Origin of the sequence: Nonomuraea sp. NPDC050202 (assembly GCF_040656115.1) — a bacterium.
Classification (GTDB): domain Bacteria; phylum Actinomycetota; class Actinomycetes; order Streptosporangiales; family Streptosporangiaceae; genus Nonomuraea.
On record NZ_JBFALF010000010.1, the window covers coordinates 25437 to 51442 of the forward strand.

At 71.6% G+C, this 26006-nt stretch carries 26 protein-coding genes; 14 read left to right on the plus strand and 12 right to left on the minus strand.

The window, feature by feature from the left end; genetic code table 11:
- Nucleotides 1-3 precede the first annotated feature (3 nt).
- From AB0I79_RS26280 to AB0I79_RS26295, 4 genes are all read right to left on the minus strand, one after another.
- Entirely contained in the window at nucleotides 4-1422 is a 1419-nt protein-coding gene (locus tag AB0I79_RS26280; RefSeq protein ID WP_357877527.1) for a S41 family peptidase, read from the minus strand.
- Complete coding sequence (locus AB0I79_RS26285) at nucleotides 1419-2468, minus strand: ABC transporter permease (protein WP_357877530.1); 1050 nt, start codon at nucleotides 2466-2468, stop codon at nucleotides 1419-1421. Before AB0I79_RS26285 ends, AB0I79_RS26280 begins: the two co-directional genes overlap by 4 nt.
- Entirely contained in the window at nucleotides 2465-3343 is an 879-nt protein-coding gene (locus AB0I79_RS26290; protein ID WP_357877533.1) for an ABC transporter ATP-binding protein, read from the minus strand. Before AB0I79_RS26290 ends, AB0I79_RS26285 begins: the two co-directional genes overlap by 4 nt.
- 98 nt (nucleotides 3344-3441) lie before the next feature.
- Nucleotides 3442-3786: a hypothetical protein gene (locus tag AB0I79_RS26295; protein ID WP_357877536.1), complete on the minus strand. Its 345-nt coding sequence runs from the start codon at nucleotides 3784-3786 to the stop codon at nucleotides 3442-3444.
- 106 nt (nucleotides 3787-3892) lie between these two features.
- Here AB0I79_RS26295 and AB0I79_RS26300 point away from each other — a divergent pair, with 106 nt between their 5' ends.
- Nucleotides 3893-4546, plus strand: a complete 654-nt coding sequence (locus AB0I79_RS26300) for a response regulator transcription factor (RefSeq protein WP_357877539.1) — start codon at nucleotides 3893-3895, stop codon at nucleotides 4544-4546.
- A complete protein-coding gene (locus AB0I79_RS26305) occupies nucleotides 4543-5625 on the plus strand; it encodes an ATP-binding protein (RefSeq protein WP_357877542.1) in 1083 nt (360 codons plus the stop codon). Before AB0I79_RS26300 ends, AB0I79_RS26305 begins: the two co-directional genes overlap by 4 nt.
- A 48-nt stretch (nucleotides 5626-5673) precedes the next feature.
- Here AB0I79_RS26305 and AB0I79_RS26310 read toward each other — a convergent pair whose 3' ends face one another.
- Nucleotides 5674-6978 carry a site-2 protease family protein gene (locus AB0I79_RS26310; RefSeq protein WP_357877545.1) on the minus strand — a complete coding sequence of 435 codons (1305 nt, stop codon included), beginning with the start codon at nucleotides 6976-6978 and terminating at the stop codon, nucleotides 5674-5676.
- Nucleotides 6979-7132: 154 nt separating this feature from the next.
- Here AB0I79_RS26310 and AB0I79_RS26315 point away from each other — a divergent pair, with 154 nt between their 5' ends.
- Entirely contained in the window at nucleotides 7133-7729 is a 597-nt protein-coding gene (locus tag AB0I79_RS26315; RefSeq protein ID WP_357877548.1) for a response regulator transcription factor, read from the plus strand.
- 136 nt (nucleotides 7730-7865) lie between these two features.
- On the opposite strand, the gene AB0I79_RS26320 is transcribed toward AB0I79_RS26315, so the two are convergent.
- Nucleotides 7866-8978: a PP2C family protein-serine/threonine phosphatase gene (locus AB0I79_RS26320; RefSeq protein WP_357877550.1), complete on the minus strand. Its 1113-nt coding sequence runs from the start codon at nucleotides 8976-8978 to the stop codon at nucleotides 7866-7868.
- 118 nt (nucleotides 8979-9096) lie between these two features.
- On the opposite strand from AB0I79_RS26320, the gene AB0I79_RS26325 reads away from it, so the two are divergent.
- Nucleotides 9097-10323, plus strand: a complete 1227-nt coding sequence (locus tag AB0I79_RS26325; protein ID WP_357877553.1) for a GNAT family N-acetyltransferase — start codon at nucleotides 9097-9099, stop codon at nucleotides 10321-10323.
- 15 nt (nucleotides 10324-10338) lie between these two features.
- Nucleotides 10339-10485, plus strand: coding sequence for a hypothetical protein (locus AB0I79_RS26330; protein ID WP_357877556.1), 147 nt, complete (start codon nucleotides 10339-10341; stop codon nucleotides 10483-10485).
- A 55-nt stretch (nucleotides 10486-10540) separates the two neighbouring features.
- Here AB0I79_RS26330 and AB0I79_RS26335 read toward each other — a convergent pair whose 3' ends face one another.
- Nucleotides 10541-11008 (minus strand): ribose-5-phosphate isomerase, encoded by a 468-nt coding sequence (locus AB0I79_RS26335; protein ID WP_357877558.1) that lies wholly within the window; start codon nucleotides 11006-11008, stop codon nucleotides 10541-10543.
- 95 nt (nucleotides 11009-11103) lie between these two features.
- On the opposite strand from AB0I79_RS26335, the gene def reads away from it, so the two are divergent.
- On the plus strand, nucleotides 11104-11589 hold the full coding sequence (def, locus tag AB0I79_RS26340) for a peptide deformylase (protein WP_357877561.1): 486 nt from the start codon (nucleotides 11104-11106) through the stop codon (nucleotides 11587-11589).
- A 9-nt stretch (nucleotides 11590-11598) separates the two neighbouring features.
- Nucleotides 11599-12330: an SDR family oxidoreductase gene (locus tag AB0I79_RS26345; protein WP_357877564.1), complete on the plus strand. Its 732-nt coding sequence runs from the start codon at nucleotides 11599-11601 to the stop codon at nucleotides 12328-12330.
- A 43-nt stretch (nucleotides 12331-12373) separates the two neighbouring features.
- On the opposite strand, the gene AB0I79_RS26350 is transcribed toward AB0I79_RS26345, so the two are convergent.
- Together AB0I79_RS26350 and AB0I79_RS26355 are read right to left on the minus strand one after the other, a co-directional pair.
- Nucleotides 12374-13777 carry an aldehyde dehydrogenase family protein gene (locus AB0I79_RS26350; RefSeq protein ID WP_357877567.1) on the minus strand — a complete coding sequence of 468 codons (1404 nt, stop codon included), beginning with the start codon at nucleotides 13775-13777 and terminating at the stop codon, nucleotides 12374-12376.
- A gap of 97 nt (nucleotides 13778-13874) precedes the next feature.
- Nucleotides 13875-14492, minus strand: coding sequence for a disulfide bond formation protein DsbA (locus AB0I79_RS26355; RefSeq protein ID WP_357877570.1), 618 nt, complete (start codon nucleotides 14490-14492; stop codon nucleotides 13875-13877).
- A gap of 89 nt (nucleotides 14493-14581) precedes the next feature.
- Here AB0I79_RS26355 and pepN point away from each other — a divergent pair, with 89 nt between their 5' ends.
- The 3 genes from pepN to AB0I79_RS26370 all read left to right on the plus strand — a co-directional run bounded on the left by pepN (nucleotide 14582) and on the right by AB0I79_RS26370 (nucleotide 19814).
- Nucleotides 14582-17143 (plus strand): aminopeptidase N, encoded by a 2562-nt coding sequence (gene pepN, locus AB0I79_RS26360; RefSeq protein WP_357877573.1) that lies wholly within the window; start codon nucleotides 14582-14584, stop codon nucleotides 17141-17143.
- Between the two features lie 90 nt (nucleotides 17144-17233).
- Nucleotides 17234-18769, plus strand: coding sequence for a serine/threonine-protein kinase (locus tag AB0I79_RS26365; RefSeq protein WP_357877576.1), 1536 nt, complete (start codon nucleotides 17234-17236; stop codon nucleotides 18767-18769).
- A 91-nt stretch (nucleotides 18770-18860) separates the two neighbouring features.
- On the plus strand, nucleotides 18861-19814 hold the full coding sequence (locus AB0I79_RS26370) for a hypothetical protein (RefSeq protein ID WP_357877579.1): 954 nt from the start codon (nucleotides 18861-18863) through the stop codon (nucleotides 19812-19814).
- Nucleotides 19815-19888: 74 nt separating this feature from the next.
- Here the strand turns inward: AB0I79_RS26370 and AB0I79_RS26375 are convergent, their stop codons facing one another.
- Nucleotides 19889-20251 (minus strand): DUF5130 family protein, encoded by a 363-nt coding sequence (locus AB0I79_RS26375; protein WP_357877582.1) that lies wholly within the window; start codon nucleotides 20249-20251, stop codon nucleotides 19889-19891.
- A gap of 33 nt (nucleotides 20252-20284) precedes the next feature.
- Nucleotides 20285-20575 (minus strand): hypothetical protein, encoded by a 291-nt coding sequence (locus AB0I79_RS26380; protein WP_357877585.1) that lies wholly within the window; start codon nucleotides 20573-20575, stop codon nucleotides 20285-20287.
- Between the two features lie 213 nt (nucleotides 20576-20788).
- Between AB0I79_RS26380 and AB0I79_RS26385 the strand changes: the two genes are divergently transcribed.
- Nucleotides 20789-21616 carry a nuclease-related domain-containing protein gene (locus AB0I79_RS26385; RefSeq protein ID WP_357877588.1) on the plus strand — a complete coding sequence of 276 codons (828 nt, stop codon included), beginning with the start codon at nucleotides 20789-20791 and terminating at the stop codon, nucleotides 21614-21616.
- A 53-nt stretch (nucleotides 21617-21669) separates the two neighbouring features.
- Here the strand turns inward: AB0I79_RS26385 and AB0I79_RS26390 are convergent, their stop codons facing one another.
- Nucleotides 21670-22371, minus strand: a complete 702-nt coding sequence (locus AB0I79_RS26390; protein ID WP_357877591.1) for a TetR/AcrR family transcriptional regulator — start codon at nucleotides 22369-22371, stop codon at nucleotides 21670-21672.
- Between the two features lie 67 nt (nucleotides 22372-22438).
- Between AB0I79_RS26390 and AB0I79_RS26395 the strand changes: the two genes are divergently transcribed.
- The 3 genes from AB0I79_RS26395 to AB0I79_RS26405 all read left to right on the plus strand — a co-directional run bounded on the left by AB0I79_RS26395 (nucleotide 22439) and on the right by AB0I79_RS26405 (nucleotide 25964).
- Entirely contained in the window at nucleotides 22439-23272 is an 834-nt protein-coding gene (locus AB0I79_RS26395) for a thioesterase family protein (RefSeq protein WP_357877594.1), read from the plus strand.
- Between the two features lie 215 nt (nucleotides 23273-23487).
- Nucleotides 23488-25326 carry a dihydroxy-acid dehydratase gene (gene ilvD / locus AB0I79_RS26400; RefSeq protein ID WP_357877597.1) on the plus strand — a complete coding sequence of 613 codons (1839 nt, stop codon included), beginning with the start codon at nucleotides 23488-23490 and terminating at the stop codon, nucleotides 25324-25326.
- A 110-nt stretch (nucleotides 25327-25436) separates the two neighbouring features.
- On the plus strand, nucleotides 25437-25964 hold the full coding sequence (locus AB0I79_RS26405) for a WYL domain-containing protein (RefSeq protein WP_357877600.1): 528 nt from the start codon (nucleotides 25437-25439) through the stop codon (nucleotides 25962-25964).
- Nucleotides 25965-26006: the final 42 nt, after the last annotated feature.

Consider the following 26006-nt stretch of genomic DNA (forward strand, 5'->3'; position numbering starts at 1 on the left):
CCCTCACTCGTGCAGCAGGGTCAGGGCGTGGGCCAGGGCGGGGTCGCGCCCCGCCGCCGCGTCACGCGGGGTCGGGGACACGTGGTGGTCGGGCGGCACGCCAATCCGGTCCACCACCTCGCGGTTCGGGCCGAGGTGGTGCTTGGCGGGGAAGCTCAGCACGGTGTTGTTGGCCAGCAGGTACGGCTGCGCGGGCCCGGAGATGACGCCGGCCGTCCTGGTGCCGACCAGGTGGCCGATCCGCAGGTCCTTCACCGCGGAGCTGACGTGCTCGCACGCCGAGGCGCAACTGCGGTCGATCAGCACGGTCAGCGGCAGCCCCAGCAGCTCGACGGTGTCGTCGGTGCGGAAGGCCTCGCACGTGCCGTCCACGGCGCACTGGTACCCGGTGACCTTGCCGTGGACGAACGCGCTCACCAGCCGCACCGCCTCCGCGGGGATGCCGCCGCCGTTGCCGCGCAGGTCCAGCACGACGCCGGTGAGCGTCCTGCCCTCGCGCATCCGGGCGATCGCGTTGAGCGCCCGCTTCGCGGAGTCGGGGGCGAACCCGGACAGCCGTACGTAGGCGGTGTCGTCGTCCAGCAGCTTCGACCGCACCACCTGCAGGGCGGCGAGGTCCCGCTGGTAGAGGCCCGGTTTGAGCGTCACGGTCCACCGGCGGCCGGTGCTCTCCCGCAGCAGCCCGAGCCGGACCGGGCGCGCTTCCGGGTAACGGGGGTAGAGGGCGGCGATCGCGGGCGTGGGCTCGCCGTCGATGAAGGGCGCCGAGCCGTTGATCGACTCGATGACGTCGCCCGGGCGCACCCCTGCGGCCTGCGCCGCGCCGCCCTGCACGGCGGTGACGAACAGCGGCGGGACAGCGGCGCCCGGGTTGACGTCCACCTGGGGGCCGTTGACGTTCGCCTCGAGGCCCAGGCCGTAGCCGTCGCCGTCGTAGTAGTCGGGGTGCCGCCTCGCGCCGTGCGCCCAGCGGGCGTGGTTGTCGCCGAGACTGGCCACGACGGCTTCGAGGGTGACGACCGCCAGCCTGTCGCGCAGGTCGGGGACCTGGTCGGCGATCTTCCTGTAGACGGCCTCGAAGGCGGCCCAGTCGGCCTTCCTGTCGCCGGTCAGCGCCGGCATGGTGGCCTCGGGCACGTCGCGGCCGTTGCGGTTGAGCTCCTGGGTCAGGGCGGCGAATCCCGAGGTGAGCAGCGTGCGGGCGTCGAGCGTGGCGCCGCTGTAGTAGTGGGTGAGCAGGCAGAGGTAGGCCTGCTCGATGACGTCGATCGTGGTGGCCGTCTCCGCCCCGGGAGCCCCCTGGGGGCTCGCGCAGACCGTGCCGGCGGCGGTGCTCGCCTGGGGGCGTGGCGGCGACGGGGCCGTGCAGGCCGCCGCCAGGAGGAGGGCGAGCCCGGCTGTCACCGTCCTGATGACGGTCATGACAGGCGCCTCCTGATCCACCAGAAGGACGACCAGGTGAGGCCGAGGGTGAGCAGGGCGTAGATGCCGGTCTCGATCCACTGCAGCGGCCAGAAGCGTTCGAGGGGCTGGTAGGTCGCCTGCTGGCGGTAGCCGAGCCCGTTGATCTCGACCATGCACGCGTTGCCGCCCTGCGGTCCGGCTCCCGACAGCGCGCAGGGCCCCGACGTGGTCGAGACCGGGACGACGCCCATCTCACCGCTGGCGGCGATCTTGCGCCCTGACGGGTCGACGAGATCGCTGGACAGGACCCAGGAGCCCGTACGCCCGGGGATCGCCGCTGTGAGGTTCACCGAGAAGACGCCCTCGCGGCTGATGCCCAGCCCGTCGATGTTCTCCCTGCCGAGCTCGAAGGTGGCCGTGACCGGCGGGATCAGATGGGGCCTGGCCAGGAGGGGCATGGTGATCTGGACGGCGGCGAAGACGACCAGGGTCAGGGCCATCGCGGGCAGGGTGCGGCGCACCAGCATGCCCACGGTCACGCCGAGGGCGAAGGCGAAGGCCGCGTACCCGAGGGGGGCGATCCCGCGCGCGCTGAACACCAGGGGGTCCATGAGCGCGAACCCCTCGGGGGCGGACTGGTCCAGCGGCCCTGCCCACCAGGTCACCGCCAGGCCGCTGACGCCGGCGGCGGCCGTGGCGACCAGGCCGGTGAACCCGAGCTTGATCATCAGCCATCGGGTCCTGGTGATGCTCTGGTTCCACACCAGCAGGTGCGTGCCCGCCTCCAGCTCGCGGGTGATCAGCGGCGCTCCCCAGAAGAGCCCGACCAGGGCGGGCAGGATCAGCACGACGAGGGTGCTCGCCAGGAACGGCATCTCGTAGTCGTCGAAGAACCGGTCGTAGAAGTTCTCGCAGTCGTCACCCGGTGTGCAGGAGGCGAGCCCGGCGGTGTAGTCGGCGGCCAGCCCCGAGCCGGTCACGAGCAGGACGGCGGCGAGCAGCACGAGCAGGACGGCCGTCATCGTGGCCGCGCCGCGGAACTGCCGCCAGGTCAGCCAGATCATCGCAGGGCCTCCAGGTCGGCGGCGGTGGAGTGGTCCATGTAGGCCAGGACGAGGTCCTCCATGCCGAGCCGGCTGACCGTCCAGGCCGGGTCGGCGACCGGGGCGTCGCCGTGCACGACGAAGGTGCTCTGCCGGTCGGTGTGCCGGGCGGAGACGACGTGCCCGCCGGCGGGCGGGTTGCCGTCGGCGCGGCGCGGGCCGGTGAGCCGGTGGTGGGCGGCCAGCAGGTCCTCGGCCCTCCCGGCGACCCGGACGCGCGAGTCGACGAGCACGATCAGGTAGTCGCAGGTGCGTTCCAGGTCGGAGACCAGGTGGGAGGAGAGCACCACGCTGAACCGGTGCTCGGCGGTGGCCTCCATCAGGCCCTGCAGGAAGTCGCGGCGGGCCAGCGGGTCGAGCGAGGCGACCGGCTCGTCCAGGATCAGCAGGTCCGGCCGCTTGGCCAGGCCGAGGGTGAGGGCGAGCTGGGCGCGCTGGCCGCCGGACAGCTTGCCCGCGCGGTGCGCGGGGTCGAGGCCGAGCCGCGCTATCCGCTCCCGCGCCAGCGCGGCGTCCCAGCCGGGGTTGAGCCTGGCGCCCAGCCGCAGGTGCTCGGCCACGGTCAGGGCGGCGTAGACGGGGGTGTCCTGGGCCACGAAGCCGACCCTGGCCAGTTGCGCGGGACCGGCGGCGGGGCGGCCGCCCAGCACGCCGATGCCGCCCGCGGTGGGCTCCAGAACGCCGGTGGCCAGCTTCAGCAGCGTGGTCTTGCCGGCGCCGTTGGGGCCCACCAGGCCGACGACGTGGCCCTGGGGGATGTCGATGGTGCAGTCGCGCAGCGCCCAGCGCCTGCCGTACCTCTTGCCCAGCCCCTGCGCCTCTAAGACAGAAGTCACGCCATGTCCTCCTGAGCAGCGTTTATCGCTTTATCTAGTGTCCTAGTACTTTAGGAAGGCGGATGTATGGGGCCGGTAAAGAGGCACGTGCGAGGCCGCTAGAACGGCAGCGGCGGGGCGGACGGCGCCTGCGGCAGGGCGGGCAGCCAGGAGCGGGCGGGCAGCAGCGACTCGCACGCCCGCAACGCCGCCCCGTACGTGCCGGACAGGACGTCCACACGCTCGCCCTTGATCTCGAGGTTGATCAGCCCTTCGGGCGAGAACGTGACCTCGGGGAAGCCGGGCAGTCCGTGCGAGCGCATGCAGGCCGTGAACGCCCTGCCGTCCTCGGTGGGCGCCGCCTCGGTGGGCGCCGCCTCGGTGGGCGCCGCCTCGGCGGCGGGGAGCCCGCTCAGCCCGGCGACGAGAACGACTCCCGCCAGGACCATCTTTCTGATCATCATGCCTCCGTTCGTCTCGGGTGACCCCAGGTAAGCCGGGCGGCGGTTACAGGGCGGTGACGCCGATGGTTACCCCGCTGTAACCCCCGTTGCGGGCATCCTGGGGATCATGAGGGTGTTGGTGGTCGAGGACCACGAGGAGCTGGCCCTGACGGTCGCCGCGGGGCTGCGCCGCGAGGGCATGGCCGTGGACGTGGTGCTCGACGGGCCGGACGCGCTCGAACGCGCCGGCGTCCACCACTACGACGTGGTCGTCCTCGACCGGGACCTGCCGGGCCTGCACGGTGACGAGGTGTGCCGGTCGCTGGCCGCCTCGGGGAACCCGGCGCGGATGCTGATGCTGACCGCCGCGGGGTCGATCGACGACAGGGTGAGCGGGCTCGGCATCGGCGCCGACGACTACCTGCCCAAGCCGTTCGCCTTCGCCGAGCTGGTCGCGCGGATCCGGGCGCTGGCCAGGCGGTCGCAGCAGGCCCTGCCCGCCGTGCTCGTCCACGGTGACCTGCGGCTGGACCCGGCCACCCGGATCGCCACCCGCGACGGGCGCCGGCTGCCGCTGAGCCCCAAGGAGTTCGCCGTCCTGGAGCTGCTGCTGGCCGCCCAGGGCGCGGTGGTCTCCGCCGAGCAGCTGCTGGAGCGCGGCTGGGACGAGTTCGCCGACCCGTTCACGCACACCGTGAAGGTGACGATCAGCCGCTTACGCCGCAAGCTCGGCGACCCGCCGCTGATCGAGACGGTCCCGCAGGCCGGATACCGGATATGAGGCGGACCGTACGCCTGCGCCTGACCGCGCTCTACGGCGGCCTGTTCCTGATGGCCGGAGTGGTGCTGGTCGCGCTCATCTACCTCCTGGTCAGGTACTCCCCCTTCCCCGCGCCACCGGCCGCCCCCGCGCCGTTCGGCGGGCTCGCCGTGCCCGTCCCCGCACCGCGCGCGGCCCAGGCCGACACCTTGAGCAGGCTGCTGGTCAACTCCCTGATCGCGCTGGCCGTCATGGCGTGCGCGGCGATGGTGCTGGGCTGGTTCATGGCCGGGCGCGTGCTGCGGCCGCTGGGTGAGATGACGGCGACCGTACGGCGCATCACCGCCGACCGGCTGGACCGGCGGCTGGCCGCGTCGGGGCCCGACGACGAGCTGAAGGGGCTGGCGGACACGTTCGACGAACTGCTGGACCGGCTGGAGGCGGCCTTCACCGCGCAGCGGCGGTTCGTCGCCAACGCCTCGCACGAGATGCGTACACCCCTGACGCTGCAGCGCGCCATGGCCGAGGTCGCGCTCGCCGATCCGGAGGCCGACGCGGCGGCGCTGCGCGGCGTGCTGGAGCGCGTCGTGGCCGCCGGCAAGCACCAGGAGCGCCTCATCGAGGCCCTGCTCGTGCTGGCCCGCAGCCAGCAGGGCCTGGCCCGGCGCGAACCCCTCGACCTGGCCGTGATCGCCGGGCAGGCCCTCGACGAGCATCCGGGGATCAGCCTCGGATCCGACCTCGGCCCGGCGCCCGCGTCCGGCGACCCCGCCCTGATCGAGCGCCTGGTCACGAACCTGCTGGACAACGCCGTGCGCTACAACGTGCCCGGCGGCCGGGTCGAGGTGGCGACGGCCACGCGCGCCGGCCGTTCCGTTCTCAGGATCGCCAACAGCGGCCCGGTGATCCCGCCCGACCAGGTGCACCTGCTCCTGCAGCCGTTCCAGCGCCTGGACAGCGGCAAGCGGGCGAGCGGCGACGGGCTGGGGCTCGGCCTGTCGATCGTGGCCGCCATCGTCGAGGCCCACCACGGCACGATGGACGCCCGGCCCCTCCCGGGCGGCGGGCTCGACGTCACCGTCACCCTGGAGCAGGGGTGAGGCGCCTGTCGCAGGAGCACGGCGCCCGCGCGGGCGCGGGCGCGGTGCTCAGTTCGTGAGCGTGAGCGGGTTGACGAGGTCGGCGTAGACGAGCAGGCCCGCCATGATCATCATCACGATCGCGATCGCGTACGTCAGCGGCAGCACCTTGGCGATGTCCACGTACTTCGGCTCCGGCCGCCGCATCACCCTGGCGTAGGCCCGCTTGACGCCCTCCCACAGGCCGCCGGCGATGTGCCCGCCGTCGAGCGGCAGCAGCGGGATGAGGTTGAACATGCCGATCGCCAGGTTGAAGCCGGCCAGCAGGTTCACGAAGATGGCGATCTTCTTCTCGGTGGACAGGTCGGAGGCCAGGATCTCGCCGCCCATGCGGCCCGCGCCGACCACGCCGACCGGGCCCTCGGGATCGCGCTCCTCGCCCGAGAAGGCGGCGTGCCAGACGCCGACCATCTTCTCCGGCAGGTTGAGCAGCGAGCTCGCCACCCTGCCCGTCAGCTCGCCCATGTAGCCGATGACCTGGCCGATGCTCTGCTGCTGCATGACCTCGGTGGGCAGCACGCCGAGGAAGCCGACGTTCTTGTCGATCTTCTCGGGGTTCTCGAGGTTGGGCCGGTCCTGGGCGATGAGCGTGACGGCGAGCGTCATCGGCTTTCCGTCGCGGACGATGCCGAGCTGTACCGGGCCCGCGCCGTGGGAGCGGATCAGCCGGGTGGCGTCCTCCCAGGAGCCGATCTGCTTGCCGTTGAAGCTGACCATGTGGTCGCCGGGCTTCATGCCCGCCTGCGCGGCCGGGGTGGGCTTGTCGGTCGCCTGGCACTGGGTGCGCTGCTCCGAGATCGGGATCACGCACGTGTTGGTGTCGGGCGAGACGATCGGCGCCCAGGTCGGCAGGCCGATGCCGACCAGCAGGATGGTGAAGAAGATGAAGGCGAGCACGAAGTTCATCGCCGGGCCGCCGGACATGATGATGACCTTCTGCCACCACTTCTTGCGGTAGAAGACGCGGTCCTCGTCGCCCGGCCGCACCTCTTCCTGGGCGGCGTCGCGGGCCGACTCGATCAGGCCCTGCCACGGGCCGGTCGCCGTGCTCCTGAGCCGGCCCGGCTCGTCGCCGGGGCGCGGCGGCAGCATGCCGATCATGCGGATGTAGCCGCCGAACGGGATCCACTTGATGCCGTACTCGGTCTCGCCCTTGCGCCGCGACCACGCCGTCGAGCCGAAGCCCACCATGTACTGGGTCACCCTGACGCCGAAGAGCTTGGCCGGCACCAGATGGCCGAGCTCGTGCAGCGCGATGGAGACCATCAGGCCGAGGAGGAAGAGGATGATCCCCACGACGTAGAGCCAGTTCATCTAGGCGCGCTCCCCGGCAGACGACAAGGACAGACGAAAGGACCGACAGCCCCAGAGTAGTCGAACTCCCCACGCGTCATGGCGTACCGCATTCCCTTGGCATTGACAGTCTGCGATCGCGCGATCACCCTGGGAGACGACGGAGGGGGACGTCTTGATCCGCATACTGATCGCCGAGCATCTGCCGTTGGTGCGCCGTGGCCTGCACGCCACCCTTGGAGCCGAGCCCGACCTGCGGGTGGTGGCCGAGGCCGTACGCGCGGAGGAGGTGGTGCGCGCGGCGCTGTCGTCCGAGGCCGACGTGGCCGTGGTCGATCTCGACCTGCCGGGGCCTGCCGTGACCGGCGACCTGGCCGAGCACGTGCCCCGGTGCGGGGTGCTGATCCTCTCGGCCGCGCCCAACCCGGGGCAGGTGCGCGAGGCGCTGGCCGGGCCCGCGCTGGGGTTCATGAGCCTGTGCGTGCCGCCGGAGCGGCTGGCCGAGGGGGTGCGCCAGGTCGCGGCGGGGCGGCAGGCCATCGAGGCGGAGCTGGCCGTGGCCGCGCTGCAGTGCGCGTCCAACCCGCTGACCAGGCGGGAGCTGGACGTGCTGCGGATCGCGGCGGGCGGGGCGCGTTCGACGGAGATCGCCGACGAGCTGTTCCTGTCGGTGGGCACGGTGCGTAACCATCTGTCGCGCATCATGTGCAAGACGGGCGCGCGCAACCGGCTGGACGCCGTACGCATCGCCAGCGACTGCGGGTGGTTGTGAGGAGGATCCGGCACTGGTGACGGGCCCGGTGGAGCCGCGCCGCTCCGCCGGGGCCCGAACACCTAGAGGATCTCAGCCGGGCCGGGCCGCTGCCAGTGACCGCCGTCACGACCGGCCCGTGTAAAACGTCACGGGTTCACGGGCGCCAGATGAGCACCAGCGCGCAGTCGTCGTTGTGGCCGGAGGACATGGCGTTGACCAGCGCCCTTGCGCCGTCGCGGAAGCCGGAGGGCAGCAGCCGCTCCGCCTCGCCGAGCAGCCGGTCGAGGCCGGCGTCGATGTCGCGCCCCGGCTGCTCGATCAGCCCGTCGGTGAACAGCAGCAGCGCGTCGCCCTTGCGCAGGGTGCCGCTGTCGGGCTCGCAGTGCAGGTCGGGCACCACGCCGAGCACCACGCCCTTGGCCGAGGCGACCTGCCAGTTGCCGGTGCCCGCGTCGAACTTGACCACCGGCGGATGCCCGGCCGAGGTGATCGTGTAGTCGCCCGTCGCCAGGTCGAGCCGTACGTGCACCGCGGTCACGAACCCCTCGTCGCCCCGCTGCCTGTGCAGGTAGGCGTTGCACGCGGGCAGGAAGTCGTCGACCGAGCCCAGCAGCCCGCCGAACGTGCCCGACAGCAGCAGCGCCCTGGTGCCCGCGTCGACGCCCTTGCCGGACACGTCGACCAGGGCGATCTCGACGGAGTCGCCGTCGCGCATGGACACCAGGAAGTCGCCGCCGAACGACGACCCGCCCGCCTGTTTGAGCACCACCTTGCCGCCCCAGTCCTTGGGCAGCGGGGGCAGCTCGCCCTGGCTCCTGAGCCGGTCGCGCAGCTCCAGCAGCATGGCGTCGCCGCGCAGGCCCTGCACGCCCAGCTTGCCCCTGGTACGGGCCATGAGCACGGCCAGCACGGCGGTGAACGCGATGGTCACGGTCAGCCCCAGCCCGACCCGGCCCGCGCCGAGGTTGGCGGCGACGTAGGCGAGCGCGACCCCGACCCCCACGAGCAGCTTGACCAGGCTGGCCAGCCTGAGCTGGAGCCCGCCGACGAGGGTGACCAGGATGAGCAGGGAGGGCGAGAACCACTCGTTGGAGACCTCGGCCGCGAGGAATCCGATGACGAGTGCCACCACGACCAGCGTGCTGAGCAGGTTGCGATCGCGGGCCAGCGCACGCCGGACGAACCGCACGACAGGCACCAGCCCAGGCACCCGCACCAGGGCCGCGCGGACCCGTGGCGGGATCAGCGGCGCCGGACGGGAACTCATGATGCGCCTGACTGTATCGGTCTGACCCGTGTTTGGGCAGCCCACTTGACCAACGCCTTGATCATTTAGGCCGTATATTGGGTGGCCGTCCCCCTTTGCCCGCTCATACCGTGGACGGATGACCTACCCCATCCGCCCGATTGACGAGTCCGAGTGGCCGGCCTTCGCCAGGGTGAACGAAGAGGCGTTCGGCTGGACACCCCATCCCAAGCAGGCCGAGCGGTACAAGGCGCAGACCGAGTTCGACCGGACCCTCGCCGCCTTCGACGGCGAGCAGATCGTGGGAGTCACCGGCGTCTTCAGCCTCACGATGACGGTGCCCGGCAGGCAGCTCCCCGTCGCGGGCGTGACCGCCGTCAGCGTGCTGGCCTCCCACCGCCGCCGCGGCGTGCTGTCGTCGCTGATGCGCAGGCAGCTCACCGACATCCGCGAGCGCGGCGAGTCCGTGGCCGCCCTCTACGCCTCCGAGTCGCTCATCTACGGCCGGTACGGCTACGGCCGAGCCGCCGGGGAGCTGGCCTTCAAGGTCGACACCCACCGCTCCGCGTTCGTCCCCGGCGCGCCGCAGGATCCCTCGCTCCGGCTCAGGGTCGCCAAGCCCGCGGACGTACGCCCGGAGCTGGAGAAGCTGTTCGCCTCCGTCGTCACGCGCCGGCCCGGCCGGTACGAGCGCAAGCCCGAGTTCTGGACCGCGGTGCTGGCCGACGAGGAGTACGACCAGCACGGCGCCGGGTCGCTGCGCTCGATCCTGGCCGAGGACGACGGCGGCGTGCGCGGCTACGCCCTGTTCCGCATCAAGCCGTCCTGGGACGAGGCGGGCATCCCCGACGGGACGCTGAAGCTGCAGGAGCTGGAGGCCGCCGACCCCGCGGCCTACGCCCTGCTCTGGCGCAGCGTGCTGGACCGCGACCTGGTCTCCACGGTCGAGGGCGGCAGGCCGGTGGACGACCCGCTGATCGCGCTGCTGGCCGACCAGCGCCGGCTGCGCGCGCGGTGGTCCGACGAGCTGTGGGTGCGCCTGGTCGAGGTCGACAGGGCGCTGGCCGAGCGGGCGTACGCGGCGCCGGTGGACGTGGTGATCGAGGTCGAGGACGACGTGTGCCCGTGGAACGCCCGCCGCTGGCGGCTCACCGCCGACCTGACGGGCGCCGAGTGCAAGCCGGTGGATGAGGAGCCGGACGTGACGCTGCCGGTGGCCGCGCTCGGGTCCGCGTACCTGGGTGACGGCACGCTGGGCGAGCAGCTCGACGCGGGCCTGCTGCGCGAGCACTCATCCGGCGCGGTGCGCAGGCTGGCCACCGCCATGTCGTGGGGCCCGAAGCCGTGGGCCGGGCTGACGTTCTGACGTAGGCTCGACGGTATGGCGCTGCAGAGTTTGCAGATCACGGCGGTCGTCGCCATGCGCGCCCGCGACGTGTCGAGACCGTCGAAGGATCAGCAGGAGGCCGCGGACCGGCGGCCCCTGCGCGACGAGATGCCCAGGCGCGACTCCAAGCGCAAGGGCTGAGAGCCGGAGGGGCCCCACCGCACGGGCGGCGGCCCCTCCGGGCGCTCAGGGTGCTCTAGGGAAGCGAGGGCAGCTGGCCGATCGTCTCGTACGTGGTCAGCTGCGCGATGCGCCTGCTGTGACGCTCGCTGCCGGAGAACGACGTGCCCAGGAAGACCTCCACGAACCGGGTGGCCTCCTCGAGGGAGTGCATGCGGGCACCGACGCTGATGACGTTGGCGTTGTTGTGCTCGCGGGCCAGGCTCGCCGTCTCCTCGCTCCACGCCAGGGCCGAGCGGATGCCGCGCACCTTGTTGGCGGCGATCTGCTCGCCGTTGCCCGACCCTCCGATGACCACCCCGAGGCTGCCGGGGTCGCCGGCGACGCCCTCCGCCGCCCGCAGGACGAACGCCGGATAGTCGTCCTCGGCGTCGTAGACGAAGGGACCGCAGTCGGTCACCTCGTGCCCGTGGTCCTTCAGCCAGGACACCAGGTGGTTCTTGAGCTCATAGCCGGCATGGTCGGCACCGATGTAGACACGCACCCGTCCAGTCTTCCACAGCCCCGCCGATCGGGCTCGCCCGCTAGAGTAAGGGCCTCCATCGCAGTCCAGTCCTTACATCGCGAAAGCAGAGAGCCATGCGAGAGATCCGCGTCATCGGCGATCCCGTCCTGCGCACGCCCGCCGAGCCCGTGACGGACTTCGACCGGGAGCTGCGCCGGCTGATCGACGAGATGTTCCAGGCCATGTACGCGGTCAACGGCGTCGGCCTGGCGGGCCCGCAGATCGGCGTGTCGCGGCGGCTGTTCGTCTACGACATCGCCGGGCGCAAGGGTCACGTGATCAACCCGCTGCTGACCGTGGACGACCCCGAGGACGTGCTCGACGAGGAGGGCTGCCTGTCCGTGCCCGACCGCCGGACCCGCCAACCGATCTACGCCACGGTCGCCCGCGCCGCCGGCGTGACCGTCGAGGGCCTGGACCGGCTGCAGCGTCCCGTACGCGTCAAGGCCCGCGGCTCGCTGGCCCGGTGCTTCCAGCACGAGACCGAGCACCTCGACGGCAAGCTGTACGTCGATCGCCTGCCGCGGAACGAAGCGCGGGAGATCATGCTCAAGGCATAGCTTGGCCCCATGAGCGTACTTTCTGGAAAGGGCGCAGTGGTCACCGGAGGCTCCCGGGGCATCGGCAAGGCCATCGTGGAGCGACTGACCAGCGACGGCGCGGAAGTCGTCTTCTGTTACCAGAGCTCCGCCGAGGCCGCCGAGCGGGTGGCCAAGGAGACGGGCGCGCACGCCGTGCGGGCCGACCTCGGCAGCAAGCAGGACCTGGAGCGGCTGTTCGCCGAGGCGGAGGCGCGGCTGCCCGGGCTGGACATCCTGGTCAACAACGCCGCCACCAACGAGTTCAAGAAGCTCATCACCGACCTCACCGACGAGGAGTACGAGCGGGTGTTCGCGGTGAACACCAAGGCCGTCTTCCTGGCCCTCCAGTGGGCCGGCCGGGTGATGCGCGACGGCGGGCGCATCGTCAACATCTCCTCGCTGAACACGCAGGTGCCCGCGCCGGCCCTGGCGCTCTACTGCGGCTCCAAGGGCGCGATGGAGCAGTTCGCGAAGGTGGCGGCGCGGGAACTGGGCCCGCGCGGGATCACCGTCAACACCGTCTCGTCGGGGGCCACCGACACCGACATGCTGCGGGAGGCCAACCCGCCCGAGGTGCTGGAGCAGACGCCTGCCATGACCGCGCTGCAGCGGCTGGGCAGGCCCGACGACCTCGCCGCGGTGGTCGCGTTCCTCGCCGGGCCCGACGGGCGGTGGGTCACCGGGCAGAACGTGCTGGCGACCGGCGGCCTGTTCCTATAGCTAGCCGTTGCTTCGGGGGGCCGCCCGCTCCCCGAAGGACCGGCTACAGCTGCAGCGACTTGACCTCGAGGTACTCCTCCAGCCCGTGCTCGCCCAACTCGCGGCCCACGCCCGACTGCTTGTAGCCGCCGAACGGCGCCAGCGGGTTGAACCGGCCGCCGTTGATCGACACCTGGCCGGTGCGCAGCCGGCGGGCGACCCCGACCGCGTGCTCCTCGGTGCCCGCCCACACGGCGCCCGCCAGGCCGTACTTGGTGTCGTTGGCGATCTCGACGGCGTTGTCCTCGGTCGTGTACGGGATCAGCGACAGCACCGGGCCGAAGATCTCCTCCTGCTCGATCGTCATCCCTGGCTCCACCGCCGCGAACACCGTGGGCTCGACGTAGTAGCCGCGCTCGTGCGGCCGCTCGGTGCCGCCCGCCACGAGCCGGGCGCCCTCCTCCTGCCCGCGGTTGACGTAGCGGACCACGCGGTCGCGCTGCGCCGCGGAGACCAGGGGGCCGATCTTGGTGGACTCGTCGAACGGGTCGCCGACCCGGTAGCCGCGCGCGGCCTCGACGGCCAGGTGCACGGCCTCGTCGTACTGGTCGCGCTGGACGATCATACGGCTCCACGCCGAGCAGGTCTGGCCGGCGTTGACGAAGCAGTTGGCCACGCCGACCTTGACGGCCAGCGGCAGGTCGGCATCGGGCAGGATGATGTTGGCGGACTTGCCGCCCAGCTCCAGCGCGACCCGCTTGACGGACTCGGCGGCCAGCGCGGCCACCCTGCGGCCCGCGGCGGTGGAGCCGGTGAAGGAGACCATGTCCACCTCGGGGTGGGTGGCCATGGCCTCGCCCACGACCGGGCCTCGCCCGCTGACCAGGTTGAACACGCCCGGCGGCAGGCCCACCTCGGCGAAGATCTCGGCCAGCGCGTACGCGGCCAGCGGCGCCACCTCGCTCGGCTTGAGCACCACGGTGCACCCGGCGGCGAGCGCGGGGGCGACCTTGCACACGATCTGGTGCAGCGGGTAGTTCCACGGCGTGATCGCGGCGACCACGCCGATGGGCTCCTTGACCACCAGGGAGTTGCCCACGCGGGACTCGCGCGGATGGCTCTCGGCGAGCTGGGCGAAGGAGGCCAGGACGGTCGCCGGCATGAGCGTCTGCACCTTGAGTGCGAAGCCGAGCGGCGCCCCCATGTCGGTGGCGATCGTCTTGGCGATCTCGTCGGAGCGCTGTTTCAGCAGGTCGGCCGCGTGGGCGAGGAGCTTGCCGCGCTCACCGGCGGCCGCCCGCGACCATTCGGGGAAGGCCCTTCTCGCGGCGGCCGCGGCCGCCTCCACGTCGTCGGGAGAGCCCGCGGGCACCCGGTCGATGATCTCTTCGATTGCCGGGTTGACGACCTCGATGGACTCGTCCGATGCCGAAGCGGTCCAGGAGCCGCCGATGTACAGCTGACGCATAGGGCCATCCTGACAGTGACTCACGCCACATGCGAGGGCTCATCCTGACTCCGGGATAAGCCCTTTGCACCGCCACCGGCTTTCTTACTCCCGCGTATCAGTCGAACTGCGGGCGCTTGGTACGGGTGCGCTTCAGCTCGAAGAAGTCGTCGTACTGGGTGACCATGAGCACGCCGTCCCAGAGCCTGCCCGCGTCCTCGCCCCGGAGGATCTTGGTGATCACGGGACCGAAGAAGGCGTTCTCGCCGACGCGGATGATCGGGGTGCCGACCTCCTGGCCGACGAGGCCGATGCCCTCGTCGTGGGAGGCGCGGATGACGCCGTCGTACTCGTCGGAGTGCATGGCCTCGGCCAGGCCGCGCTCGAGGCCGGCGTCGTCCAGGGCGCCCTCGATGACCTCGCGCAGGCGCTCGGGGTCCTTGATGCCCTGGTTGTGCAGGCGGGTGCCGAGCCCGGTGTAGAGGGGGCCGATGACCTGCTCGCCGTGCTTGGCGGCGGCCGCGGCGACCGTCCTGATGGACCCCATGGCCCTGGCGGCCCGTTCGAGGTAGTCGGCGGGGACGTCCTTCTCCTCGTTGAGGAAGTAGAGCGACATCATGCGCCAGCGAGGCTCGATGGGGCGGACCTTCTCCACCTCCAGCAGCCAGCGGGAGGTCACCCACGCGAACGGACAGGAGGGGTCGAACCACAGGTCCACGGGAATCTTCTCAGTCATGTCTGCCCGTAACCTGAGGTGGTTCGGGTCCTATTCCCGGCATGGCAGGATACGGACAACCCCGACGAAGTGGTGAAAAGGAGCGCAACTTGGCAGGCAACCTGACCCGGGAAGAGGCTCGTGAGCGCGCCCGGCTGTTGAAGGTCGAGTCGTACGACGTCGCACTCGACCTGACGGAGGGAGAGGAGCGCTTCGAGAGCGTCACCACGGTCCGTTTCACCAGTACCACTCCGGGGGCGTCCACCTTCATCGACCTCCACGGCGCGAACCTCCGCAAGGTCACGCTCAACGGCGCCGACCTCGACGTGTCGGCCTACGACGCCGACAAGGGCCGATTCCCGCTCCCGTCGCTCGCCGCGTCCAACGAGCTGGTCGTGGACGCCGACTGCACGTACATGCGGACCGGCGAGGGGCTGCACCGCTTCGTCGACCCCGTGGACCAGAAGGTCTACCTGCACAGCCAGTTCGAGACGGCCGACGCGCACCGCATGTACGCGTGCTTCGACCAGCCCGACCTCAAGGCCACCTTCCAGCTCACGGTGCTCGCGCCGGCCGACTGGGAGGTCATCTCCAACTCCGCCGCCACCGGCGTCGAGGAGCTCCCTGAGCAGGCGGGCAAGCACGGCACGATCCAGGCGGCCCGGCGGTGGGAGTTCGCCCCGACGCCGGTCATCTCCACCTACATCACCGCGCTGGTAGCAGGTCATTACCACAAGGTGACCTCCGAGCACGACGGCATCCCGCTGGGCATCTACTGCCGCTCCTCGCTGGCCGAGCACCTCGACGCCGACAACATCCTCGAGGTCACCCGCCAGGGCTTCGACTTCTTCCACCGCGTGTTCGGGGTGCGCTACCCGTTCGGCAAGTACGACCAGCTCTTCGTGCCCGAGTTCAACGCCGGCGCGATGGAGAACGCGGGCTGCGTGACGTTCCTGGAGGACTACGTCTTCCGCTCCCGCGTCACCGACGCCGTCGTCGAGCGCCGCGCGGAGACGATCCTGCACGAGATGGCGCACATGTGGTTCGGCGACCTCGTCACCATGCGCTGGTGGGACGACCTGTGGCTGAACGAGTCGTTCGCCACCTACATGTCCGTGCTCGCCCAGGCCGAGGCCACCCGGTGGAACCGGGCGTGGACCACGTTCGCGAACGTGGAGAAGTCCTGGGCCTACCGCCAGGACCAGCTTCCCTCCACCCACCCCATCGCCGCCGACATCCCCGACATGCAGGCGGTCGAGGTCAACTTCGACGGCATCACGTACGCCAAGGGCGCCTCGGTGCTCAAGCAGCTCGTGGCCTACGTCGGCCTCGACAACTTCCTGGCCGGCGTGCGCGACTACTTCGCCGAGCACGCCTGGGGCAACACCGAGCTGGAAGACCTGCTCAACGCCCTGGAGCGGACGTCGGGCCGCGACCTGTCCTCCTGGTCGAAGGAGTGGCTGGAGACCTCCTGGGTCAACACGCTGCGTCCCGAGTTCGAGGTGTCCGGGGGCCGCTTCACCAGCTTCGACGTGCTGCAGGAGGCGCCGGCCGAGCACCCGACGCTGCGCTCCCACCGGATCGCGATCGGCCTCTACTCGCTGGCCGGCGGCAAGCTGACCCGGACCAAGCGGGTGGAGCTGGACGTGGTCGGCGCCCGTACGAGCGTGAGCCAGCTCATCGGCGAGGAGCAGCCCGACCTGGTGCTGCTCAACGACGACGACCTCACCTACGCCAAGATCCGTCTCGACGAGGACTCGCTGCGGACGCTGGTGAACGGCGGCATCGCCGCGTTCACCGAGTCCCTGCCGCGCGCCCTGTGCTGGACGGCGGCCTGGGACATGACCCGCGACGGCGAGATGTCCACCCGCGACTACGTCAAGCTGGTGGTCTCCGGCGTGGCCACGATCAGCGACATCACGGTCCTGCAGACCGTGCTGCGGCAGGCGCGCCTGGCCGTGCAGCAGTACGCCGACCCCGCCTGGCGGGCCGAGGGCATGTCCGTGCTGGCCACCGAGCTGCGCGCGCTGCTCGGCTCGGCGGAGCCCGGCTCCGACCAGCAGCTCTCGTTCCTGCAGGCGTTCGCCGCCGTGGCCACCTCCGAGGAGGAGCTGGACCTGCTGCAGGCCGTCCTCGACGGCACCTCGGTGCCCGAAGGGGTGACCGTGGACGCCGACCTGCGCTGGACGCTCGTCCAGGCGCTCGTCTCCGGCGGCCGCCTGGCCGAGGACGGCATCCAGGCCGAGCTGGAGCGGGACCCTACGGCGAAGGGTGAGCGCTCGGCCGCGCAGTGCCGGGCCACGATCCCGACCGCCGAGGCCAAGCAGGCGGCGTGGGCGCAGATCGTCGGCGGCAAGCTGGCCAACGCCGTCGCCCGCGCCATGATCGGCGGCTTCCAGGACCCGCACCACCCCGAGCTGCTGGCGCCGTACCGGGAGAAGTACTTCGCCGAGGTCGGGCGGATCTACCAGGAGTGGACGTTCGACCAGGCCTCGACGTTCGCCGTCGGGTGCTTCCCGTCGCTGCTCATCGAGCCCACCACGGTGCGGTCGGCGCACGACTTCCTGTCCACCGCGCAGCCGCCGCAGGCGCTGCGCCGGCTCATCCTGGAGGGCGCCGACGGCGTCCGCCGCGCGCTGCGCAACAGGGAGACGGACGCCGCCTCGGCGTGACGGCCTGACCCGGCCGGCCCACGCCACGACGGCGGGGCCGGCTGCGCCGACTTGACGATGGCATCCAGGGCGCGGTGTTAGCCTCGAAACGTGCTAGGCCCGGGGTCCTCCCTCAACGACCGCTACGTGCTCGGCGCCCGCATCGGTGGCGGGGGCATGGGCGAGGTGTGGCGTGCCGACGACACGGTCCTCGGGCGCACGGTGGCGGTCAAGGTGCTGATGCCCGCGCTCAGCGAGGACCCCACGTTCGCCCAGCGCTTCCAGAACGAGGCCAGGGCCATGGCCACGCTCACCCATCCCGGCGTGGTCGACGTCTACGACTACGGCATCTGCGACGTCGCGGGCCGGCGGGTGAGCTTCCTGGTCATGGAGCACATCCAGGGCGAGTCGCTCGACCGCGTGCTGCGGCGCGGGCCGCTCGGGGTGGCGGCCACCATGCGGCTGGTCGCGGAGGTCGCCGACGCGCTGGCCGCCGCGCACGCGCAGGGCATCGTGCACCGCGACGTCAAACCGGCCAACCTCATGGTCAAGCCCGGCGGCAGCGTCGTGCTCACCGACTTCGGCATCGCCCACTCGGCCTCCGCCGGCCAGCTCACGGCCACGGGGACGATGCTCTGCTCGGCCGGCTACTGCGCGCCCGAGATGGCCACCTCCAACGAGGTGACGCCCGCGGTCGACGTGTACGCGCTGGGGGTGGTGGCCTACGAGTGCCTGACCGGCCGGCTGCCGTTCCAGGGCGACACCCCCATTCAGATCATCTTCAAGCACCTCAACGCGACGGCTCCCCGGCTGCCCGATGAGGTGCCTGCCGGGGTGCGGCAGGTGGTGGAGCGGGCGCTGGAGAAGGCGCCCGACGGGCGGTGGCGGACGGCGCCGGAGATGGCCGAGGCGGCGCGCGCGGCCCTGGCCGCGCCCGGGTCCGCCTTCGACGGGATCGGCTCGTCCACCGCGGCCGTTGCGTACGGGCCGGCCGCGGGCGGGCAGGGCGCCGCCGCTGCGCCGGGCTCCTCACCCATGGCCGGCACGCACCGGATCGCCGGTGCGGCGGGGGCTTCTCCCGGAAGCGGGACGCCCGGGAGCGGAGTGTCCGGCCCCGGCGGGACGCCTGACCCTGATGCCGGTGGCATGCCTGGCGGCGGCGGGATGCCGGACACGCTGACCGCGCCCCGCAGGACGCCGTCGTTGCGGCGGCGGCGGACGCTGCAGGTGGTGGTCACCATGTCGGCCGCCGTGCTCGTGTCGGCGGCCGTGGCCGGGTTCGTGTGGTTCCGGCCCGTCGAGCAGGCGGTCCGCGACCGGGTGCCCCCTCCCCCGGTCAGCGTCAGCAGCCCGGTGGACCTGCCGCCCACCACGCCGTCGACCGGCGGCGGCAGGAAGCACACGACAGAGCCGACCAAGCGCGGGCCCACGCCCCGCGCGACGCGGCCGACGCAGCTGCCCTCCCCCAGCCCGACGGTCACCACGTCCAGCCCGGCGACCGAGAGCCCTTCGGCCACGCCCACCACGTCCGAGCCCGAAGAGCCGACGCCGGAGCCGACGACGCCGGGCCCCGAGGAGCCGACGTCCGAGCCCACGATCACCGGCCAGCCCGGCGAGATCCAGTGCATCCGCGCCCCTTGCCCGTGACCGCCCGCCCGCCGATGCCCGGCTCTGCCGGGTGGCGACACCCATGGGCCTCATGTCCGTAATCGCTCGCTGATCGTGAGAAAGTCATCGCGTGGACTCGACTCGTGACCTGTTCGTCGCCCTTGCCCGCCGTTATGCCTTCGCCGATCTCGGCGCGCTCGCGCCCGCCGCGGAGATCGCGGAGGTGTGCGAGTTCGGGCAGCGGCTGCTCTCGCTCGACGCCGAGGACTTCGCGGCCGAGGCGCGAGTGGTGCCCGCCGACCTGCGGCGGCGCGCCAGGGCCTGCCACATGCCGCAGACCCCGCGCGAGCAGCCTCGGGGGGCGCTGGAGTCGCTGCGACCGGCGTACGGGCTGCTGCTGGAGGTCATCGCCGTACGGTGGCACCGGCGCGAGCTGAGCCCCATGATCGCCGCGGTGCACATCGCCAGCGAGTACCTGCCGCTGCTGGCCTTCGAGCCGCAGCTCGGCCATGCCGGCGATCCGGCGAGGTGGCCGGTGGGGCTGAGCGCGGCGGGGAGCAGGTTCGGCGTGATCGGCGACCGGGAGTGCGACCACACCAAGTCCGAGCAGTCCGCCACGAACCGGACGCTGCGCGTCTCGGCCGAGCCGTCCGAGGGCTGGCGGGCGTACTTCGACCGCCAGCACAGCCAGGTGGCCGGGGCGCTGGGCGTGTGCGTGGCCACCTGCCGCAACCCCTGCACGGCGATGGACTGGATCGAGCCGGAGCCGCGCGCCGACCTGCAGTCGCGCGCCCGCACGGCGCTGGCCTTCGCCGAGACCCCGCTCGTCCGGCTGCGCCATGCGGCGCCGGTGGGGCACGGGTTCGGGGTGCCGTCGCCCGAGGAGGTGCTCGACGCCTGGGAACGCAGCCGCGCGGTCCTCGACAAGAACCCGATCGGCACCTCGGCGCTGAAGGAGGACGGCTTCCCGCTGCCCGGCCTGCCCTCGCTCTTCTCGGCCATCGCCGACGCGCCCATCGAGCCGGCGACCCTCCTGAACGGCGTCAGCGAGCACGTCGTCACCCTGCTCGAACGCCGGCCCTGACTCCTGTCACCCGCTCTCGAACGGCACCGCGGTGGGCGAGCCGTCTCACCCCGGGCGCGGTCGGCGGGCGGTGGTCAGCGGCGGGCGGTGGCTTGCTCGCCGAGCGCGCCGATCCCGTACAGCAGGCCGCCGATCAGGTCGCCCACGCTGAACGCCGTGGCCATCGACATGGCCGTCAGCCGGCACGCGCTGTCGCTCAGCCGCCTGCGCGCGTTCTCGCCCGTCACGATCTCGATCGCCCGCCCGTTCGGGTCCACGAACACCACCACGGCGTCGTCGGCCTCCTCGCCCAGGGCGGCGTGCAGCCGCTCGGCGAAGTGCCGGCGCCCGCCCACCGGGTCACCGAGGAACACGCCGAACCGCAGCCCGCTGCGCCGCTCCGCGGTGTGCAGGGCCTTGCGTACGTCGTCGCCCTGGGCGGCGGTCAGTCCCTTCATGGTCACCTCACCATCCCGCCCCTCATGGTCGTCTCACCATCCCGCCGAGGCGCCGCCGACGTGCCTGCCGGGCTCGGCCGTCTCGGCGGCGCTCACCCAGTCGTGCTCGGGCACCTCGGCCCAGTGCGCCACCCTGTCGGCCAGCACGAGGCCCGACGTGCTCACCCCGCGCTCGCTCCTGGAAGGCCCGCCCAGCCACACGGGGCCCGCTTCGATCCGGCGCTGCGCGCCGCGCCCCGGCACCATGACGAGCAGGGTGATCAGCACGAACAGCCCCATGGACACGCCGATGAGAAAGAGCAGGATCTCCGCTGCGCTGTTCACACCAAGACCGTAAACCTCGTCGGCGAGCTCGGCCAGACCCGTCGCGGGTGTCGTGTTCTCTCCACGTTAAGATCTTTTACGAAGCGGGGCATCTCTAGAGAAGAACAGTAGACATACCCCGAAAACATGAGTGGAACACGATGAGCTGGGCCATAAAACTATGGACACGGCAACACTAGGAATCGATCGAATCCCCGGGCTACGGTGAGTTACGTGGACTCCGACAACCAGCGAGAAGACGGTCACAACGCGTCACCGATCTGGGTGAGCGATCGACCAGAAAGCGAGCAGACCGCCGCCGCGAAGCCTTCGGCGCCCACCTCCACGTACGCGCCGGTCGAGCGCGCGTCCGTGCGCAGCCTGCTGCAACAGCCGCGTTTCCGCCGCCTGCGCAACCGCGCGATCCTGGCGGTGGTCGTCGGCCTGGCGGTGGGCTTCCTCGTGCACGAATGGCGGGTCGGGGTGACCGCGGGCGTGATCGCGGCCATCCTCGAGGCGGTCTACCGCGCTCGCTCGAGCTCGTCCGTGCCGGCGTGGCGGCGGACGTCCGTGGCAGAGCGCCGCACGGAGGCGCAACTGCGCAGGCTTGAGCGCAGCGGCTACCGTACGCTGCACGCCAGGGCGATCCCGGGCAGCGAGGCCCAGATCGACCACCTCGTGGTGGGCCCGACAGGCGTGTACGCGGTCGACTCCGAGAAGTGGGACCGCCGGCTGCCCGTCCGCGTGCAGATGGGCAAGAAGCTGTTCCACGGCCCCTTCGACATGAAGCCCCGCCTCACCGAGGCCAAGTGGGAGGCGACGCAGGCCAGCGAGCTGATCAGCAAGTCGTTCGGCCGCGAGATCTCCGTCGTGCCCTCCCTGGCGATCTACGGCCCGCCGGTGCCATGGAAGATCATGAACATCCGCGGCGTGGACGTCTACCAGGGCGATCGGGCCCGCAAGTGGATCACCAAGCGGGAGCGGGCGCTGACGACCGCCGAGATCGACCGGATCTACGACATCGCCACGCAGGTGCTGCCCGCCCGCTACGGCGAGGGCTGATCCCCGTCCCCTGACGGCGGTGGCCGCCTCCTTCCGCTGCGCTGCCACCGCCGCTACGCGGAGGGGTGCTCCCCTCCGCCGCGGGCCGCCAGCCTCGTACCGAAGTCGTCGAGGCAGGCGGCCAGCTCCGTGCTCGGCGGCAGCCCGCGCGGCAGCCGCGAGTACATCGCCGCCCCGAACCCGGCCTGCCGGACGACGTGGTCGAGCAGCGCCTCCCTGTCACGCGGCCACGGGAACGCCGGCTGCGCGATGAGCAGGGAGACGTAGCCGTGCACGGCCGACCAGAGGCCGAGCGCGAGCTCCTCGGGGTCGCCTTCGAGCACCCTGGTCCGCACGCAGGCCGACACGGCGTCCACCATGTGGCGGAAGGCCTCGGCCGCGGCCGGCGGCACGCCCGGGGCCGCTGACGGCCGCATCATGAGCACCCTGTACTGCACGGGGTGGTCGAGCGCGAAGCGGGCGTAGGCGCGGGCGCACTTGCCCAGGGCGAGGAACGGGTCGCCGCCCAGGTTTTCGGTGAACAGGCGGCCCAGCTCGCCCCACACCCGCATGCAGACCGCCTCGACGAGCGCCTCCTTGTCGGCGAAGTGCAGGTAGACCGAGGGCGTGGACACGCCTGCCCGCAGCGCGACCGCGCGCACCGTCAGCGCGTCCTCGGTGCCCGACTCGGCCAGCAGCTCCTCGGCCGCGCGCAGGATCTCCTCGCGCAGCAGCGCGCCCTCTCCGCGCCTGGCGCGTACGCGTCTGGTGGTCATCCCCTCAGGTTGACGTCGTCAAGTTAACGATGTCAAGCTGACCTTCTTGGGGAAGGGATTGCGAAAAATGGGGACTTTTCGGGAAGCAACGGCGTTGACCGCGTACGGCGAGGGCGAGTTCGGCGCCACGCTGGACCCCCAGTGGAGCGTCGGCACCCGGCTGCACGGCGGGTACCTCCTGGCGGTCCTGGCCAGGGCCGCCTGCGAGAGCCCCGCGGGCGCCGGGCACCCGCACGTGACGGCCGTCAGCGGCACCTTCGTCGAGCCGCCCGAGCCGGGCGAGGCGCTCGCGCGCGTCGAGACGCTGCGGGTGGGCCGGAGCGTGGCGCAGGTCAGGGCCGCGCTGGTACAGGAGGGCCGCACGCGCGTCGAGGCACACGTCACGCTCGGCCTCCTGGACGACTCCGACCCGTGGTGGTCGGCCCACGAGCCGGTCAGCCTCCCGCCCGAGCAGGACTGCTTCCTGGCGCCTGTCGACCCGCCCGGCGCGGACATGCGCGTGCCGCTGATGGCGGTGATCGAGGAACGCATCGACCCCGAGCACCTGGCCTTCGCCTTCGGTGCCCCCTCCAGGCGCGGCACCATCGCGTCCTGGCAGCGGCTGGCCGACGGCTCCGACTGGGACCCGCTGAGCCTACTGGTGGCGCTCGACCCGGTGCCGCCGGTCTCGTTCGACCTGGGGCTGTCGGGGTGGGTGCCGACGATCCAGCTCTCGGCGTACATCCGCCGGCTGCCCGCCCCCGGGCCGATCCGGGTACGGCTGTCGGCGACGGACGTCGGCGGCGACCGGATGGACGAGGTGGCCCACATCTGGGACGACAAGGGACGGCTGGTGGGACAGGCGACCCAGCTCGCCGCCGTCCGGGTGCCACCCTCGCCCCCTGGCAGGTCTGCGGCATGAAGCGGTCTATCGTATGAATGAAGGTGCCGGCCCTTGTGGGGTCGGCCGGCATGGCCGCCCCATGGCTCATGGGATCTCCGCAACGCGGGTCCGGGTGCCATCGGCTTCGAATCCGGCACGATCCGGTAACCAACCGTCCGATGTGTGGACAGGCGTCTCATTTACCGGGCGGTGGCCGTAACATGTGAAGACTCGCTAGCGATGGGAGATGCGCAATGCCCGCCCTCAGGTCACGTACAGTCACCCACGGCAGGAACATGGCCGGTGCCCGGGCCCTGCTCCGGGCGACCGGCGTAGCCGGGAGCGACTTCGGCAAGCCCATCATCGCGGTGGCCAACAGCTTCACCCAGTTCGTGCCGGGTCACGTGCACCTGCGGGAAGTCGGCGACGTGGTCTCCGCGGCGATCAGGGAGGCCGGGGCCATCCCCCGCGAGTTCAACACGATCGCCGTGGACGACGGCATCGCGATGGGCCACGGCGGCATGCTCTACTCGCTGCCGTCGCGCGAGCTGATCGCCGACGCCGTCGAGTACATGGTCAACGCCCACTGCGCGGACGCGCTGATCTGCGTGTCCAACTGCGACAAGATCACGCCCGGCATGCTGCTGGCCGCGTTCCGGCTGAACATCCCGACGATCTTCGTCTCCGGCGGCCCCATGGAGGCCGGCAAGACGCCGGGCAAGAAGCTCGACCTGATCGACCCGATGATCGCCTCCGCCGACGACTCCGTCTCCGACGCCGAGCTGCTGGAGATGGAGGAGAACGCCTGCCCGACCTGCGGCTCGTGCTCGGGCATGTTCACCGCCAACTCGATGAACTGCCTGGCCGAGGCCATCGGCCTGGCGCTGCCGGGCAACGGCACGATCCTGGCCACGCACAAGGCGCGCAAGCAGCTCTTCGAGGACGCCGGCCGCCAGCTCGTCGAGATCACCCGCCGCTACTACGAGGACGGCGACGAGTCGGTGCTGCCGCGCTCGATCGCCACCCGCGAGGCGTTCGAGAACGCGATGACGCTCGACGTGGCGATGGGCGGCTCGACCAACACGATCCTGCACATCCTGGCCGCCGCCCGCGAGGCCCAGGTGGACTTCGGCCTCAAGGAGATCAACGAGATCTCGCTGCGGGTGCCCTGCCTGTGCAAGGTCGCCCCGGCCACGGCCAAGTACCACATCGAGGACGTGCACCGCGCCGGCGGCATCCCGGCCATCCTGGGCGAGCTCGACCGCGCCGGGCTGCTGCACCGCGACGTGCCCACCGTGAACGGCGGCACGCTGGCCGACCTGCTGGCCCAGTGGGACGCCATGTCCCCGACGGTCAAGCCGGAGGCCGTGGAGCTGTGGCACGCGGCGCCCGGCAACGTGCGCACGGTCAAGGCGTACTCGCAGGACAACCGCTGGGACGACCTCGACCTCGACCGCGAGAACGGCTGCATCCGCGACCGCGAGCACGCCTACACCGCCGACGGCGGCCTGGCCGTGCTCTACGGCAACATCTCACGCGACGGCGCGGTCGTGAAGACGGCCGGCGTGGACGAGTCGATCTGGAAGTTCAGCGGGCCCGCCGTGGTGTTCGAGTCGCAGGAGCAGGCGGTCGAAGGCATCCTCGGCGGCCGGGTCAAGGCCGGCGACGTGGTGGTCATCCGCTACGAGGGCCCCAAGGGCGGCCCCGGCATGCAGGAGATGCTGTACCCGACGTCCTTCCTGAAGGGCAAGGGTCTGGGCAAGGTGTGCGCGCTGGTCACCGACGGGCGCTTCTCCGGCGGCACCTCCGGGCTGTCGATCGGCCACGCCTCCCCCGAGGCGGCCGAGGGCGGCACGATCGCGCTGGTCGAGGACGGCGACATCATCGACATCGACATCCCTGGCCGGTCGATGGAGCTGCGGGTGCCCGAGGCCGAGCTGGCCGCGCGGCGCGAGCGGCTGCTGGCCGACCTGGGCGGCTACCGGCCGCGTGACCGCGAGCGGCAGGTGAGCGTGGCGCTGCAGGCGTACGCGGCCATGACGACGTCGGCCTCGACGGGTGCCTCGCGCGACCTGTCGCAGCTCTCGCGGTAGTTTCACCGTTCGCTGTGCGGCGGGCGACCGGGTTCTCGCCTGCCGCACAGGCACCTGTCTTCCCGGACAGACTTTCGAAAATTGTCGGTCGTCATCCGTATTGTTGGGGTATGACGACAGTCGTGAAGCACGATACTCGCCCGCTGACGACCGCCGAGATCGCCGCCCTCGCCCTCTCCCTCGCTCACCTCGGAGCGGGCCCCCAGGCCGTCACCGCCAGGCGTGGCCTGCAGCACGCATTCGAGCACCTCGACCTCGACGACGACGTCATCGCCACCACGCTCACGACCCTCACCGAGCCGCTGCCCGTCGACGTCGCCTCCCGCGCCCGGCTGATGGCCGACGCCATCACCAGCCGGCTCATGATCCGGCTGCACTACCGCGACGCCTCGGGCATCGTCACCTCTCGCGACGTCGAGCCGGTGACCTGCCTGGTGCACCGCGAATACTGGTATCTGGTCGGCGTGTGCAAGATGCGCCGGGCGATCAGGGCGTTCAGGTTCGACCGGATCATCGCGGTCGAGCCCACGCTCACGCCGTCCCGGCCGCACCTGGCCGACCGGTTCCTGCCGTTCCAGCGCCGCAAGCGCAGGGCCGTCACGGCGGCCGAGACCGGTCAGCGCAGGCTGACCGCCTAGCCACGCCGAAACTGACCGCTCTTTGACCATCGGCCCCCCGGC

What these genes read in the sequence shown, in the direction of transcription:
- AB0I79_RS26390 (WP_357877591.1), bottom strand. Translation starts at nt 22,371, where the DNA reads ATGACCACCAGACGCGTACGCGCCAGGCGCGGAGAGGGCGCGCTGCTG.
- ilvD (WP_357877597.1), top strand. Translation starts at nt 23,488, where the DNA reads ATGCCCGCCCTCAGGTCACGTACAGTCACCCACGGCAGGAACATGGCC.
- AB0I79_RS26345 (WP_357877564.1), top strand. Translation starts at nt 11,599, where the DNA reads ATGAGCGTACTTTCTGGAAAGGGCGCAGTGGTCACCGGAGGCTCCCGG.
- AB0I79_RS26350 (WP_357877567.1), bottom strand. Translation starts at nt 13,777, where the DNA reads ATGCGTCAGCTGTACATCGGCGGCTCCTGGACCGCTTCGGCATCGGAC.
- AB0I79_RS26295 (WP_357877536.1), bottom strand. Translation starts at nt 3,786, where the DNA reads ATGATGATCAGAAAGATGGTCCTGGCGGGAGTCGTTCTCGTCGCCGGG.
- AB0I79_RS26305 (WP_357877542.1), top strand. Translation starts at nt 4,543, where the DNA reads ATGAGGCGGACCGTACGCCTGCGCCTGACCGCGCTCTACGGCGGCCTG.
- AB0I79_RS26355 (WP_357877570.1), bottom strand. Translation starts at nt 14,492, where the DNA reads ATGACTGAGAAGATTCCCGTGGACCTGTGGTTCGACCCCTCCTGTCCG.
- AB0I79_RS26405 (WP_357877600.1), top strand. Translation starts at nt 25,437, where the DNA reads ATGACGACAGTCGTGAAGCACGATACTCGCCCGCTGACGACCGCCGAG.
- AB0I79_RS26395 (WP_357877594.1), top strand. Translation starts at nt 22,439, where the DNA reads ATGGGGACTTTTCGGGAAGCAACGGCGTTGACCGCGTACGGCGAGGGC.
- AB0I79_RS26320 (WP_357877550.1), bottom strand. Translation starts at nt 8,978, where the DNA reads ATGAGTTCCCGTCCGGCGCCGCTGATCCCGCCACGGGTCCGCGCGGCC.
- AB0I79_RS26310 (WP_357877545.1), bottom strand. Translation starts at nt 6,978, where the DNA reads ATGAACTGGCTCTACGTCGTGGGGATCATCCTCTTCCTCCTCGGCCTG.
- AB0I79_RS26280 (WP_357877527.1), bottom strand. Translation starts at nt 1,422, where the DNA reads ATGACCGTCATCAGGACGGTGACAGCCGGGCTCGCCCTCCTCCTGGCG.
- def (WP_357877561.1), top strand. Translation starts at nt 11,104, where the DNA reads ATGCGAGAGATCCGCGTCATCGGCGATCCCGTCCTGCGCACGCCCGCC.
- AB0I79_RS26375 (WP_357877582.1), bottom strand. Translation starts at nt 20,251, where the DNA reads ATGAAGGGACTGACCGCCGCCCAGGGCGACGACGTACGCAAGGCCCTG.
- AB0I79_RS26285 (WP_357877530.1), bottom strand. Translation starts at nt 2,468, where the DNA reads ATGATCTGGCTGACCTGGCGGCAGTTCCGCGGCGCGGCCACGATGACG.
- AB0I79_RS26325 (WP_357877553.1), top strand. Translation starts at nt 9,097, where the DNA reads ATGACCTACCCCATCCGCCCGATTGACGAGTCCGAGTGGCCGGCCTTC.
- AB0I79_RS26300 (WP_357877539.1), top strand. Translation starts at nt 3,893, where the DNA reads ATGAGGGTGTTGGTGGTCGAGGACCACGAGGAGCTGGCCCTGACGGTC.
- AB0I79_RS26330 (WP_357877556.1), top strand. Translation starts at nt 10,339, where the DNA reads ATGGCGCTGCAGAGTTTGCAGATCACGGCGGTCGTCGCCATGCGCGCC.